This is a genomic window from Streptomyces polygonati, assembly GCF_042650325.1.
In the GTDB taxonomy this organism is placed as follows: domain Bacteria; phylum Actinomycetota; class Actinomycetes; order Streptomycetales; family Streptomycetaceae; genus Actinacidiphila; species Actinacidiphila polygonati.
Map to the genome: position 1 here is coordinate 61,076 of NZ_JBHSBB010000013.1, position 14,711 is coordinate 75,786.

Annotated in this window: 10 protein-coding genes; 3 read left to right on the plus strand and 7 right to left on the minus strand. The window is 72.2% G+C overall.

The features are described from left to right. The first annotated feature begins 67 nt into the window (after positions 1-67). A complete protein-coding gene (locus ACFO3J_RS18490) occupies positions 68-463 on the plus strand; it encodes a HEAT repeat domain-containing protein (RefSeq protein ID WP_386430550.1) in 396 nt (131 codons plus the stop codon). Positions 464-479: 16 nt separating this feature from the next. Here ACFO3J_RS18490 and ACFO3J_RS18495 read toward each other — a convergent pair whose 3' ends face one another. From ACFO3J_RS18495 to ACFO3J_RS18515, 5 genes are all read right to left on the minus strand, one after another. Further along, positions 480-1,439, minus strand: coding sequence for a hypothetical protein (locus ACFO3J_RS18495; RefSeq protein ID WP_386430551.1), 960 nt, complete (start codon positions 1,437-1,439; stop codon positions 480-482). Positions 1,440-1,510: 71 nt separating this feature from the next. Continuing rightward, complete coding sequence (locus ACFO3J_RS18500; RefSeq protein ID WP_386430552.1) at positions 1,511-2,830, minus strand: hypothetical protein; 1,320 nt, start codon at positions 2,828-2,830, stop codon at positions 1,511-1,513. 24 nt (positions 2,831-2,854) lie between these two features. Next, on the minus strand, positions 2,855-3,169 hold the full coding sequence (locus ACFO3J_RS18505) for a chaplin family protein (protein ID WP_386430553.1): 315 nt from the start codon (positions 3,167-3,169) through the stop codon (positions 2,855-2,857). A gap of 362 nt (positions 3,170-3,531) precedes the next feature. Next, positions 3,532-4,206 (minus strand): hypothetical protein, encoded by a 675-nt coding sequence (locus ACFO3J_RS18510; protein ID WP_386430554.1) that lies wholly within the window; start codon positions 4,204-4,206, stop codon positions 3,532-3,534. 214 nt (positions 4,207-4,420) lie between these two features. Next, entirely contained in the window at positions 4,421-5,473 is a 1,053-nt protein-coding gene (locus tag ACFO3J_RS18515; RefSeq protein ID WP_386430555.1) for a DUF5937 family protein, read from the minus strand. A gap of 75 nt (positions 5,474-5,548) precedes the next feature. Between ACFO3J_RS18515 and ACFO3J_RS18520 the strand changes: the two genes are divergently transcribed. Further along, on the plus strand, positions 5,549-6,826 hold the full coding sequence (locus ACFO3J_RS18520) for an MFS transporter (protein ID WP_386430556.1): 1,278 nt from the start codon (positions 5,549-5,551) through the stop codon (positions 6,824-6,826). Between the two features lie 45 nt (positions 6,827-6,871). Here the strand turns inward: ACFO3J_RS18520 and ACFO3J_RS18525 are convergent, their stop codons facing one another. Together ACFO3J_RS18525 and ACFO3J_RS18530 are read right to left on the minus strand one after the other, a co-directional pair. Beyond that, the gene (locus ACFO3J_RS18525; protein ID WP_386430557.1) at positions 6,872-7,597 is read right to left on the minus strand and encodes a TetR/AcrR family transcriptional regulator; all 726 of its coding nucleotides are present in this window, start codon (positions 7,595-7,597) and stop codon (positions 6,872-6,874) included. Positions 7,598-7,719: 122 nt separating this feature from the next. Next, positions 7,720-8,730, minus strand: coding sequence for an alcohol dehydrogenase catalytic domain-containing protein (locus tag ACFO3J_RS18530; RefSeq protein WP_386430558.1), 1,011 nt, complete (start codon positions 8,728-8,730; stop codon positions 7,720-7,722). Between the two features lie 1,909 nt (positions 8,731-10,639). On the opposite strand from ACFO3J_RS18530, the gene ACFO3J_RS18535 reads away from it, so the two are divergent. Further along, positions 10,640-14,686, plus strand: coding sequence for an amino acid adenylation domain-containing protein (locus tag ACFO3J_RS18535; protein WP_386431013.1), 4,047 nt, complete (start codon positions 10,640-10,642; stop codon positions 14,684-14,686). Positions 14,687-14,711: the final 25 nt, after the last annotated feature.

Sequence of the window (14,711 nt, forward strand, 5' to 3'; positions counted from 1 at the left end):
CCGTACCTCCTCGGAGCGAGGCGAAAACCCTTTGTCCCGCTTGCCCCGATCGTTCGACAGCGGACGCATGCTCGGATTCGTCAGGACCGACAACGTGGACCATTTGGTCGACACCGAGTCCCTGGACCAGCTGATCGCCATGGCCGACGACCTCGACGCCAAGGTCAGGATCGCCGCCTTCCATGCCCTGGCCTGTGATCGGTGCAAGGGCGACACCTGCGCGCCGGGGGCGGACCGGGTGCTTGGACCGGCGCTGCGGCATCTGGCCGCCGACCCCGACCCGCGGGCCAGGGCGATGGCCGCCGAACTCGTCGGCGAGTTCGCCCACAGCCACGCCGTCGCCCTGGCCGCCCTGAGGACGTCCCGTGCCCAGGATCCGAGCCCGGCCGTCCGGAGGAAGACGGGCTGGTTCATCCCCGGCGGGAGCATCTACGAGCGGACCGCCCCGCACGCGCGGAGATGACCGGAAGGACCGGGGGTCACCGCGCGGGGGCAGGCGCGGGGACGCCGGCCGGTGCGACGGGGGGCAGGAGGCCGCCATGGTGGCGGTGGAGCAGTTCTTCGTGGGCCGGGGTGAAGAAGTGGCGGCCGGCGCCGATCGGTACGTCGCCGGCGTCCTCGGCGTCCCCTTCCGCGACGGCGGGCGGCGGGCCGGGGTGGCCGAGGACGTGGAGCAGGCGGGTGAGGGCCTGCTCGCGGGGGCGGCCGGGGACGGCGAGTTCCTCGTGGGTGATCACGTGGATCGCCGGATGGTGGCGGAGCCACTGGCTGTGGCGGGCTTCCCGCATGCCGGGGAAGCCGGGGTCGGTCAAGGCAAGGGTGATCTTGGCGTCCAGCGTGGGCAACGTGGCGAGGATGTCGCGGTAGACGAGGTGCTCGGGCATCGAGCCGACGCGGCCCGGCGGTTGGGACAGGGCGCGGATCTGCTGGACGATCCGGTCGCGGATGTCGCGGTGGTGGAAGACGATGGGCGGCCGGCCGCCGGAGTGCCAGCTGCGCAGGAATCCGGCGTCCGCGCGCCGGAGGTCCAGGCCGGTGACGTACCAGCAGCCGCGGCCGGGCAGCAGCCCGAGCAGCGCGGAGCCCGGCAGCCGGGTCAGGCGGGCCTCGATGTCCGGGTCGACGGGTGAGGCGAGGGTGGTCGGCTGGCCCAGGCGGGTCCACCAGACCCGCCACAGCGCGCCGACCGCCGCGTGGAAGGCGACCTCCAGCGTGTCCCGGTCCGCCCGCTGCCGGTCGAGCAGCCCCGCGCCCCGGTCCGGGCCGTAGGCGGCGGTCAGCAGCGGATAGACCTCGCCGGGGCCCGGCTGCGCGCCGGCCGCGGCCGGATCGCCGCTCATCGTGCCGTAGGAGGTGTAGCCGAGCGCGGTGGTGACGCCGGCCAGCAGCGGGGTGCCGCTGCCGGGCGGCGAGACGACGATCAGCTGGGCCACGGCCATGGAACATCTCCGGGAGGAAGCGGGAGGAAGGCGGGGCGGAGGTGTCCGGCCGCCGCGCCTGCGGGGCGGGTTCAGCGGGGCGCGGGCATGACGGCAGACGGTGTGGTGCTGAGGAGCAGGTCCTCATAGGTGTGGTGGCGGCGCGCGGTGGTGCGGTGGTGCAGCAGTTCGGCGGCGCGGACGTGCTCGCCCGCGTCCGCCAGGGCGCGTGCGAGGGTGTCCTGGATGATCTCGCGCTCCACCCGCACACCGCCGATCCGCCCCGCCCGCTCGCCCAGGCCGGTCAGCAGCTCGACGGCGGTCCGGGGACGGCCCGCGGTGACCTCCGCCAGCGCCCGGACCACCGGGGCCAGCACCTCGTGGAACTCCGGGCGCGGGTCGGCGGCGGCGCGGCGGGACAGGGCGCGCAGGTCATCGGTGGCGGCCTCCACAGCGAGGGCCAGCGCCAGATTGAAGGTGTGGAAGACCTCGGCCATGCCGCCCGGTGATGCCAGCAGCTCGCGTACGTGCTCGGGGTCGCTGAGACCGGCCGGCTGCTGCCCGGCCAGCAGCAACCGCCAGTTCACCGCGGCCCGCATTCCCACGTCCCCATGCGCCAGCACGGTGTCCGCGCGGCGGCGGGCGTCCGGGAAGTCGCCGCAGGCGATGGACTGGAGGGCGGCATGCCAGTTCAGATGCCGCGACTGCGCCGCCCCCGGGTCCACCGCGAGCCAGGCGTCCAGGAACGCCACGCCCGCCGGGCCGGCCCCCGACTCGTGCTCCGCGTGGGCGAGGGCGTGCGCTGCCACACCCGAGCGCGGGTACAGCGCCAGCGCCCGCTCGGACAGCTGCCGCGCTTCCCTCACCCGGCCCTGCTCCGCCCTGGTCGCGGCCAGCCAGCTCGTCCACGGCCAGTTGTCCGGACCCGCGCATGCCGCCTGCTCCTCGATCAGGGCGTCGCCGCGTGCGGGGTGAGCGGTGTCCGGCGAGGACCGGAACGCGCCCAGCATGAGCCCGGCCGTCTCGTCGGCCGGCCAGCGGGCGAAGTGCGCCGCCAGGTGATCCGCGGTCAGTCCGTACTGCCGGTGCGAGAAGAGATACACCCCGTAGACGAGGCTCGCCTGCCGCTCTCCCGCGGCTCGCGCGTCCCGGTGGGCGATCACCAGCTGGTCCTTCAGCTCTACGTCACCGAGGCCGTCGCAGGTGGCCAGCACCAGCAGGCCGCGCGCCAGACCGCAGTCCGGGTCGGAGGCCGCCCACGCGCGCAGCAGGGGGAGTGCCCGGCCGCTCAGGGCCAGCAGCTCGGTGACCGCCCGGTCCCCGACAGCCCGGTCCCCGACGGCCCGGTCTCCGGCTACCCGCTCCCGCGCGGGGAGGGCTGTCCCCGTCGCGTCCGCCGCCGGACCCGTCACCCGCCGCTCTCCCGCGCCGTCGGGTCAGACACTGGACCTGAACAGCGCGGTGCAGACGATGCCGCTGCTGCCGCAGTGGTTGCGCGGCAGGCTCAGCGGCAGCCCCGCCTGATTGCCGCCGCCCACGCCGCTGCCGGCCACTGTGGCCCCGGAAGAGCGAGCGCCGTCGTCCTGGTTGACACAGGCGTTGCCGAACATCGCGTTGCCGACGCCGATGACGCTCGCGTGGGCGGCGCCGGTCGGAAGCAGCGCTGCCCCCGCCACCGCGCCCAGCACCGCGGCCCGCCGCACCCCGGCCTTGGCCGCCCCGCCGCCCGAACTCCGCGTCTCCACGCTCATCGCGAACCTCCTCCGTCCGACCCGGGACCTGACCCCGGTGCCCGTACCCACCACATCTGCCGGACCGATTCGGGCCGTACCCCGACCAACGACCGCGCCCGCGGCCCGTCACGGGACTCCCCGCACGAAAACCGGTAAAACCGCAGGCGAGAGGCGCCCAGGGCGCCGCCGCCAGCGCCGAGGACGGGCACCTCACCCGTTCGGCGGATGGTCAGGGCGGGTCGGCCGACCGCTCGCCGGGCCACAGCTCGGGAGCGGGCCGGTGAAGAGCCTCCACCGGCCCGCCCCCGAGCACGGGAGCCGGTGGGCGCGGCGGACCGGGGCGGCGGAAGATCTCCCTGCCGCCCCGGCCCGCCGCGGTGTCACTGCGCGCGGCTGCCCGCGATGGAGGCGACGTACTTGGACCAGCCGCAGCCGAGACCGGCGAAGCCGGACAGGCCGACGGTGCCCCTGACCACACCGTTGGAGTAGAAGGTGTAACTGCCCTTGCCGGCGACCGGGTAGTAGATGCAGGCGGTCAGTCCGTAGGAGCCGGTGTGGTTGTTGACGAAGGTGGCCGACAGCCGTGAGTCCGGGGCGAAGGCCGCGGTGCCGCCGGTGACGCGGACGTACCCCATGTCCAGGCGCGACCGGTAGCCGTAGCAGGCCGAGTTGCTGCTGAAGTGGATCGCGCCGGGCTGCGGCTGGACCGACGGGGTGCCCGAGATCAGGCAGAGGTCGATCGGGTTGACGTTGTTGGTGGTGACCCGGGTCGTGGTCGGTGCGACGGCGAGCAGGGCCGCGCGCCGGAAGGCGTGACCACTGGCGGTGCCGCTGATGACGACCCGCCAGATCGGCAGTACCTTCGCCCGCTTGACGATGGTGATCGGCGAGACCGTGGTGACCCGGCCGGCCCTGGCGGTCGCGGCCGTCGTGCCGGTCGCGCCGGTCGTGACCGACTTGGTGGCCGCCCCGGCCGTCGTCGCGCTTCCGAGCGTCACCCCCATCAGCGCTGCGAGTCCCAGCGCGAGCACGCGCTTGCGTATGCGCACACGCATGACTAACCCCCCTGTTTCATGACAATAAGAGCTTTGGGTGGTCAGGATAGGGGAAGCCGTCCGCGCTCCGGCCGGCTTCCCGCGCAAGGTACGTCTGCTGATGTCCCCTTGCCGTAAAGCGAATTGACGATGCGTCAGTCGGGGTGTCCGCGCGGTCGGCGGCGGACGGCCGTACGACCGCGCGGTCCGGCCCCGCCCCCGCCCCGCCGCGGCATCAGCGGGGCGGGGGCAGCGGATCGGGCGGCGCCGGATCGGGCGGGTATGCCGTGCTGTCGGCCAGCGCGTCGCCCAGGGCGGTGCGCCAGTAGAGGACGGAGCGGCCGGAGCGCGCCCGGGTGAGCAGGCCGGCCCGGCGCAGCACCGCGAGGTGGTCGCCGACCGCGCCCGGCGCCAGCCCGAGCTGGCGGGCCATCTGGGTGGTGCTCGCGGGCGCGTCGAGGGCGGCCAGCAACTGGGCCCGGGAACGACCGAGCAGGGACGCCAGCACACCGGGTACGGAAGCGCCCGGCGCCTCCCACAGCGCCGCCGTCCCCCGCGCCGGGTACACCAGCGCCTTGGGCCAGGGCTCCTCGTGATGCACCGCGAATCCCGGCCCCACCAGGACCGACGGGATCAGCAGCAGCCCCTCCCCGCCCAGCCGCACGGTCCCCACCGCGCTGGCGTCGTCCAGTTCGATGCCGCCCGCGCGCCAGGCCGCGCTGTCGTGCAGTGCGGCGATGGCCGCCGCCCAGCCGTGCTCGCCGATCACGCCCACCCGGTGCACCACGTCCCGCTCGCAGACGGCCCGCAGTTGCGGCCAGTCCGGGGCCAGCAGCTCGTGCCAGGCCCGGTCCAGCACGGTGGCGATCCGTTCGACGACATCCGGCGCGTCGAGGATCTCCCGCACCCGCGGGGCGATGGGGCGGCCGGCCAGCGCCGTGGCCTGGGCGATCTCGGCCCGGGCCTGCGCCAGCGGAGTGGCGCGGATGGAGGCCAGGTCGTCCGCCCAGCTCTGGGTGAGGCCGCGGGGCGGGGCGGCGACGAAGTTCACCCCGTAGCGGGGTGCGTGCAGCGCGAGCGCCGCGTCCAGCTCGGTCTCCCGCCGCAGCCGCTCGAACCCCGGCCGCAGCCGGGCCGCCCAGGCGGGGGGCAGCGGGCGGCGGCGGGCGTCGCGCTCGCCCGGGCCGCCACGGTGGAGACCGCGCAGCAGATGCTCCAGCTCGAAGGCAGGGGACAGCGCGAAGCGGCTGCGCAGCAGTTCCTCGGCGTCGACCTCGAAGCGAAGCATGCCCGCCAGGCTACGACCTTACGTGCGGGGACGAATCATTCGCGGGCGCCGCCGCCCCCGGGCAGGGTGCTGGACATGCCGACGCCCGCACCCGAGGACACCCCCACGCCGACCACCCGCACCCCCGCCCGGACCACCTATCGCGAGGTGCTGGCCGAACCCCGGTTCAGGCTGCTCTTCCTCACCCGCACGGTGGCGATCACCGCCGACTCGCTGCGCATCACCACCTTCTCCGTGCTCGTCTTCGCGGCCACGTCGTCGCCGCTGCTGAGCGGGATCGCCTTCGGCGCGGGATTCCTGCCGCAGATGATCGGGACCACGCTCTTCGGCTCGCTCGCCGACCGGCTGCCGCCCCGGGCCCTGATCACCTGCGGCTACCTGCTGGAGTGCGCGACCGCGCTGCTGCTCGCCCTCGGGCCGCTGCCCGTCGGGGCCAGCCTGGGGCTGGTGGCCCTGGTCGCGCTGCTCACCCCCGTCTTCGGCGGCGCGTCCGCGAGGCTGGTGGCCCGCTGGCTCACCGGCGACGCCTATGTGCTCGGCCGCTCCCTGAGCAACATGGCGTCCTCCGGCGCGCAGCTCGCCGGACTCGCCCTCGGCGGCGCCGCGGTCTCCGCGCTCGGCGCCCGGCACGCGCTGCTGATCGGCGCCGGGCTCTATCTCGCGGTGGCGGCCTGCGTACGGACCGGACTGCCGCGGCTGCCGGCCGGGACAGCGGCCGGCTCTCCGGTACGGGCCAGCCTGGCCGCGACCCGCGCGCTGCTGCGGGCCCACCGCACCCGGCGACTGCTGCTCGCGCAGTGGCTGCCGGGCGCGTGCGTGGCCGGCGCGGAGGGCCTGATCGTCGCCTACGCGGGGACGCGGCACTTCCCGTCCGGTGCGTACGCGGTGCTGATGGCGTGCCTGCCGGTCGGGATGCTGTTCGGCGACCTCGTCGTGGGGCGCCTGCTGCGGCCGGTCACCCGGGAGCGGCTGGTGGCGCCGCTGATCGCGGTGATGGGGGCGCCGCTGCTGTGCTTCGCCCTCGAACCGGGAGTCGCCTGGAGCGCGGCGCTGCTGCTGATCACCGGCACCGGCTTCGCCAACGGCCTCGGCCTGCAACGCCCCTTCCTCGACGCCCTCCCCGACAGCGCCCAGGGGCACGCCTTCGGGCTGCTCGCCTCCGGCACGATGACCTTCCAGGGCGTCGCCCCCGCGGTCTTCGGCGCCCTCGCCCTGCCCTTCCGCACCGGCACGGCCATGGCCGCGGCCGGCGCCGCCACCCTCCTGTGCGTCGCGCTCGCCCCCCGCCGGCCGGCTCCGGCCGGCGCACCGCCCGTCGCGGACGCCCGGCCCGCCGTGACGCGCCAGGGCTGACCTGCCCCGCCGATCCGGCCGGACCTCGCCGGGAGCGCGGCGGGGTCAGGCCGCGGGGTCGGTCGAGTTCGCGACCCGCTCCAGCCATTCGTCGAGCAGTACGGTCTCGGCGGTGGTCAGGGATGTGGACGGTGAGCTGCGGAGCAGCGCGCCCAGCCGGGCGGCGGCGGTGGGCGTGGTGACGGCGGCTTCCCCGGGGATGCCGGCCGCGCCGTACGGACGCATCGCCGTCGGGGTGAAGACCGAGGCATGCACGGCGTCCCGTACGCGCGGCGAGGTCTCCGTGTCGGGGAACATGGCCGGCCGGGAGATCAGCATCAGGGCGACCCCCACGTTCGCCGACATGATCATCTGGGCGCCCAGCGCGGGGGAGATCAGCAACTTGCCCTGCGCCGCGGCCGCTTCCAGCTCGCGGGTGAGGATCCGCTGCGATTCGAGCGCCGACGACGGCGGCCTGCGCATGGCGGGGGAGTTCATCAGCCGGTAGAGGTTCCGGTTGGCCAGTGCGAAGGCGACATGGCTGTCCCACCCGTCGCGCACGTCCTGGACCGGGTCGCTGCCCGGGTGACGGTCCCGTTTGGTCGCCAGATAGGTGTCGAAGCCGTGGTCGACGACGGCCGACAGCAGCCCCTCCTTGTCGCCGAACTGCCGGTACAGCACCGGGGCGCCGATCTGCGCGGCGTCGCAGACCGCCCGCGTCGAGATGTCGCCGTCCGGTGACCGCGCCAGCAGGTCGACGGCCACCGACAGGATGCGGTCACGGGTGTTCATGGGCAGATGCTCTCCTCGGACGCGGCGCTGCCGCGTCAATGGTGATACGCGGACCGGGCGCATGCTCCGCGGCTCACCATTGTGCGGCGAGCGGATGACGGACGGTCGCCGGCCTGAGCGGGTCAGCCGAAGGTGATGACGGAGCGTCCGGCGGCGTGCCCGCCGCCCAGGGCTTCCAGCGCGGCCGGTGCCTCGTCCAGGCCGATCGGCCGGACCTCGGGGAATATGCCGTGCCTCGCGGAGAAGGCGAGGGTGTCCCGCAGATCGTGCGGGGAGCCGGACGGTGAGGCCATCACGTGCAGGCGGTTGAGCACCATCGGCTGGACCGGCAGCACGAGCGGCTCCGCGCTGTAGCCGCACAGGACCAGGGTGCCGTCGGGCGCCAGGCCGCCGAGAGCCGCCGCTGCCGCGGCATTCGACGGTGCCGCGTTGAGTATGACGTCGGCTCCGCCGTCCCAGGCCTTCAGACCGGCCGCCGGATCGGTGTCCGCGGTGGAGACGAAGAGTTCGGCCCCCAGGCTCTTGGCCCGCGCCTCGCCCGCCGCCGACCGGCCGACGACCGCGACCCGCGCGCCCATGGCCACCGCGTAGCGCACCGCGAGGGCGCCGATCCCGCCGGAGCCGATGACGGCGACCCGGGAGCCCGCCTTCGTGCCGCCGTGGCGCAGGCCGTTGAAGGCGGTGATCCCCGCGCACATCAGCGGCGCCGCGGACACCGGGTCGATCCCGGCCGGGAGCGGGGTGACGTAATCGGCCTTGAGCAGGGCGTATTCGGCGTAACCGCCGTCGGCGACGATGCCCGTGACGCGCTTGCGGGCGCAGAGGATCTGCTCGCCGCGCACGCAGTAGTCGCAGTGGGCGCAGGAGTCGTAGAGGAACTGGGCGCCGACCGCCGTCCCCGGCACCGGTGAGGTCACGCCGGCGCCGGCCGAGACGACGACTCCGGTGATCTCGTGGCCGGGGACGACGGGGAAGCGCGCGAAGGGGTAGTGGCCGCGGACCAGATTGAGGTCCGAGTAGCAGACGCCGCACGCGGTGATCCTGACCAGGACCTCGCCCGGGCCGGGCTCGGGAACCTCCCGGTCGGTGAGGGTCAGCGGTGCGTCGACGGCGCTGGCGATGGCGGCACGCATGGCGGTGCTCCTAGGGGTACGAGAAGGGAGCTGCCACGGGCGGCAGCCTGCTGGGCGGTGCGCGGCGGGGAACCGTGCGTAGCAAAACTAACAGAAGAACGAGATCATCGCTACCCCCAATCTGTTAGCGACGCTACGGGGCGGCGTCGGTCGGCGACCCGCCCCCCGGGGCGGGCGAAGCCGGCCCCGGACCGATGGCGTGGACGATCGGCGGCGGACGGCTCCCTATGGGGCGCCGGGCGCCGAAGAAGTTCTTCCGGATTCAACGGCAAGGGAAGGGGCCAACGCAGGGAAGCAATCCGAAATGAGGGAGAAGAACAGCCGGGGACCCGGAGCCCGTGGAATTGACCGAAGGTTCACACCCCGCCCGGTGCGTACGGCCGGCGGTGGTCGCCCGGGCGCTCCGCCCCGCCGTGGGGGCGGCGCGCGCTCGTGTCGCGCGACCGCCCGGGCGGGCGCCCCGCGAGGAGTACGCCGAACTCTTCCTGGGTGTCCGGGAGATGAGACGACGGCAAAGCGGCGGGAAGGAATGCGGCGGGACGGCGTACCCTGCCGAATTCACGGCCGGCGGCAGGTGTCCGCAGGCGGCGGGTGCGTTGAACCGGCCGCCGGAAAGGCTGAGTTCCCGGAGTCCGGCACACCGGGACATCCATGTGGCGTCGGCCGCGTCGATCACCACTCCGCTTATCGGCCCGGGCGGTGGGATTCACCGGCGTGATACCGGCCGCCGGCGCTTCGCCTTTGCCGCCGCGGTTTCGGGCGAAGCTTCGGGGAGTACGTCGGAATATCGTCGTCCAGGTTGATGAACTCGAAAATGTCCGCGACATCTCGGCGTCGCCGGCGCCGCCGGTAAGCGCGATCCGCCCGATGATCGAAAATCCCGGCGGCGCCGACCGGCCCGGCCGGAAGGTGATCTCAATCATGTCGGGCCGCCGGGCCCGGGACGGTGACGCGCTCGCCGAGCAACCCCTTGGTGGCCTTTTGCCGGAAAAGTGCCGGTCCGATCGCCCGGCCGGCCGGGGCCGCCGCGGCGACCGTATCGACGGACGGCCGGGCCGAACGGCCGTACCTGAAGCCCCCGTCGGCGGTCCCGGCGGCCGACCGCGGCCAGCGGACCAGGTGAAGTGCCGACCCCCGCCCGGTCGGTGAACGGCTGTCACGTCCTGGTTGCCCCGGTTCCGCCGGCGCCCGGCACCCATGGCGAGCCCCCCGCGGCGCCGTCGGCGCGGGCGCGGCCGGCGGGATGGAGGGGCGGGGTGCGACGTTCCGTTTGAAGTCGACGGAGCGGCGAGCACTCACCGTTACTGTGCTTTACTTCCTCCGCTTCCCGCGCGACACTACCTCCTCGTGGCCCACACGCGCCCGGCCGCTGATGTCTAACCCCGCAAGGAAGCTTCACTCGGGGATTTACAGCGGCATACTTCTGGATTAGAGTCTCGCCCGGTGATGACGGCAGCCAGTGGCTTGTGCTTTCACCAGGCGTGGCTGTTCGACGTAAGTGAAACCGGCTGAAGAGGGTAGAGGCGTGAGGGTGTATCTGCAGGGTTGCCCGCAGGGGGAACGTCGATACCTCTGTCGCCTCGTACCGTGTTGCCGGACGCAGGGGCGGTATGCGTGTCCTGAGGACACCATGCGGTCATGAGAAGTTCGTGAGGGGCAACAGCCGTTCATGAAACTGTCATGTGAATCCTACCGTTTCCGCGCGGAATCCACCTCACCATTCTGTTGTGCTGTCCGCTTCCTGCTGTCCTGGGGCGTGTAACGCGACAACGGATGGTCAGTCATGGTGCCTGCCTTTACATCTGCCAGATCGGCGACAAACCCTTACTCGCGATGCACTCGAACACGATGAATTCGAGGGGTGATGATGGCGACATTAACGGTGCCCGATGAATTATGCCTGCCGGACATGCTGCGCACGGTCGCGCTTGTCCAGCCCGACCGGACCGCCGTCTCCTGCGGCACGGATCGACTGACCTTTCAACAGCTCAGTCAGCGAAGTGAAAACATAGCCGGTCACCTGAGACATCTCGGTGTGGCACCGGACGAACTGGTCGGCATATTCATGGAGCCGTCCATTGACCTCATGGCGAGTGTCTGGGGCGTCCTGTACACGGGCGCGGCCTACCTGCCGCTGTCGCCGGAGTACCCCGATGAGCGCGTGCGCTACATGGTGGCGGACTCCCGGACCAAGGTCATCCTCGTGGACGAGGCCCTGGTGTCGCGGCTGGCCGCGATGGCGCCGCCGGACACCAAGATCGTCACCCTGGCCGACGCCCGCGCCCACCGGGACGCGTCGCGGACCTCGTCCGACCCGGCCGAGCAGGACGTCTGCCCCGTCGGCGGCCCGTCGGCCGCCGCGCCCACGCAGGGGGACAAGCTCGCCTACGCCATCTACACCTCCGGGAGCACGGGCAACCCGAAGGGCATCGGCATCGAGCACCACAGCATCGTCAGCCAGATGCGCTGGCTCGCCGCCGAGCAGGCGCTGGACCAGCGCCGGACGGTGCTGCAGAAGACGCCGCTGAGTTTCGACGCGGCGCAGTGGGAGATCCTGGCGCCGGCCTGCGGCAGCAGCGTGGTGATGAGCGAACCGGGAGCCTACGGCGACCCCGGCCGCCTCATCGATCTGATCGTGGCGCACCAGGTGACCACCCTCCAGGGCGTCCCGACCCTCTTACAGGCGCTCCTCGACACCGGGCAGCTGTCCCGCTGCACCTCCCTCACCCAGCTGTTCAGCGGTGGTGAGGCGCTCACCAAGAGCCTGGCGATCCAGCTGCTCGACGCGTTACCCGACTGCGAACTGGTCAATCTGTACGGCCCCAGCGAGTGCACGATCAACGCCTCCGCCCACCGCGTCGACCGCGCCACCGTCCAGCACGGCCCGGAGATCATCTCCATCGGCCGGCCGGTACGGGACATGAGCTTCCACATCCTCGATCCCGCCCTGCATCCTGTCGCGCCGGGCGAGTCGGGTGAGATCTACGTCGCGGGCCGCCAGCTCGCCCGCGGTTATCTGTACCGCCCCGACCTCACCGCCGAACGGTTCATCACCAACCCGTTCTCCACCGACCCCGGTTATGCCCGTCTCTACCGGACCGGTGACCTGGCCCGATGGAACGACGACGGCACCGTGCAGTTCCTCGGCCGTACCGACAGCCAGGTCAAGCTGCGCGGGTTCCGGGTGGAGCTGGACGAGATCAAGGTCGCCATCGAGACCCGCGACTGGGTCAAGCGCGCGGCCGTCGTGGTCCGGGACGACCCGAAGACGGGCGCCAACCTCGTCGCCTTCATCGAGCTCGACCCCAACGAGGCCGCGCTGATGGACCAGGGCAATCACGGCGCCCACCACCAGTCGAAGCAGAGCAAGGTGCAACTCCGGGCGCAGCTGGCCAACTTGGGACTGCGCGAGGAGAGCGGACTCCCGGTCGTCGACCTGCCGGGACGCACGCCGACGGCCGAGCAGCGGCGTACGGTGTTCGCCCGCAAGACGTACCGCTTCTTCGAAGGCGGTGACGTCACCAGGGACGACATCCTGCGCCTGCTCGCCCCGACCGAGCAGCAGCCGGCCGCCCCGCGCACCCCGGACACCCTGACCCGCACCGAACTCGGCACCCTGCTGCGCTACTTCGGCCAGTTCACCAGCGCCGAGCGGCTGCTGCCCAAGTACGGCTACGCGTCGCCCGGTTCGCTCTACAGCACGCAGCTGTATCTGGAGCTGTCCGGTGTCGCGGGCATCGAACCCGGCTATTACTACTACCACCCGGTCAGCCACCAGCTGTCGCTGATCAGCGCAGCCCCGGTCGGCGCGCCGCGGCTGCGGGTCCACTTCATCGGGCACCGGGCGGCCATCGAGCCGGTCTACCGCAACAACATCCAGGAAGTCCTGCAGTTCGAGGCCGGTCACATGGTCGGTCTCTTCGACGCGGTGCTCCCCGAGTACGGTCTGCGGATCAACCCCGGCGACCGGACCCCGGCCGTCAAGGACCTGCTGCGCTGCCCGGACGAGGACTACTACCTGGCCACGTACGAGGTGGAGACGCTCGCCGCCCCGGCGTCGCCCGACCCGGTCGAGCTGTACGTCCAGGCGCATCCCGGCCGGATCGCGGATCTGGCCGCCGGTCAGTACCGCTACGAAGGACCCGACTTGGTGCGGGTGTCCGACGAACTGGTGCGCAAGCGCCATGTCATCGCCATCAACCAGGAGGTCTACCAGCGCGCCAGCTTCGGGATCAGCATGATCAGCGGTTCGTCCGAGCCCTGGCAGCGCTATGTCGACCTCGGCCGGGTACTGCAGCGGTTCCAGCTGAACGACATCGGCCTGGGACTGATGTCCTCCGGCTACAGCTCGGAGACCGGCAACGACCTGCCCTCGGCCCGGCGGATCGCGGACATCGCCTCCCTCGGCCCCGACGTCGCCTCCTACTTCGCCATCGGCGGCCGGATCAGCGCCGAGCAGCGGCTCAGCGAGGGTATGAAGGAGGACTCCGTGCACATGCGGGGACCGGCCGAGATGATCAAGGACGACCTCGCCGACTGCCTGCCCCGCTACATGCTGCCCAACCGGGTCGCCGTGCTGGACTCCTTCCCGCTCACGCCCAACGGCAAGATCGACCACCAGGCGCTGCGCGCCATGGACGAGGCCACCGTGGACGACGACGAAACACCGGTCGTCCCGCCGTCCACGCCCACCGAGGAGGCCATCGCCGCGCTGTGGCAGAAGGCGCTTCGCCGTTCGCACGTTTCTACGCGGGAAGACTTCTTCGCCGTAGGCGGCCACTCACTCACCGCGGTCAATCTGGTCACCGAGATCAACCGGGAACTCGGCAGCGCGCTGCCGCTCCAGGTGCTCTTCGACTCGCCGACCATCGCCGAACTCGCCAGGCGGGTCGACCGCGAACCCGCCACCGAACTGTCCAGGCTGGTGCGGCTGCGCGGCGACGGCGGCGGCCGGCCGACCTTCTGCTGGCCGGGGCTCGGCGGCTATCCGATGAGCCTGCGGCTGCTGGCCAGTCGGCTGCACCTGGGCCGGCCGTTCTTCGGCGTCCAGTCCCACGGCATCAACGCGGGCGAAGTCCCGTACGAGACCTTCGGTGAGATGGTCGCCCGGGACATCGAGATCATCAAGCGGGTCCAGCCGGTCGGTCCGTATGTGCTGTGGGGCTACTCCTTCGGCGCCCGGGTCGCCTTCGAAGTGGCCTACCAACTGGAGCGGGCCGGCGAGCAGGTCGAGGAAGTGGTCCTCATCGCGCCGGGCAAACCGCGGGTCGAGATCCGCCAGGAGGCCGCCACCGACGCGGCGGTCAGCTACGCCGACCCCACCTTCGTCTCGATCCTGTACTCGGTGTTCGCCGGCAACCTGGAGCAGTCGGCGATCGACGAGTGCGTGGCCGCCAGCTACGACGAGGACTCCTTCCTCGACTTCGTCTGCGGCCGGTTCGAGCACCTGAACCGCGATCTGGCCCGCCGGATCGTCGGCGTGGTGTGGCGCACCTTCCTGTTCGAGTACGCCCCCCACGAACTGGCCGAACGCAGCATCAGCGCGCCGATCACCGTGTTCAGGGCCACCGGGGACCAGGACTCCTTCCTCGACAGTGGCCAGGTGTCGTCGAGCACGGCGCCCGCGGTCACCCAACTGGACGCCGACCACTACGCCCTGCTGCGCGCGTCCGGCATCACCGAACTCGTCACCGCCATCCAGTCCGCACGGCTCACCAGGAAGGTCACCGCAGTGCCTCACGTCAACATCAAGCACTTCCCGAACAGCCTCGACGCCACCCAGATATCCACCCTGGTCGAGGCGATCACCAGCGCGGTCCAGACCGCCTTCTCGGTCGGCGAGGGCGCCGTGTCGATCGCCCTCGAACCGGTAGCGCAGGACGTCTGGAACGAGAAGGTCTACCTCCCCGAGATCGTCAAGGGCACCGGCAACCTGGTCAAGGTCCCCAACTACTGAGCCCGGCCACCCCATCCGACCCGGC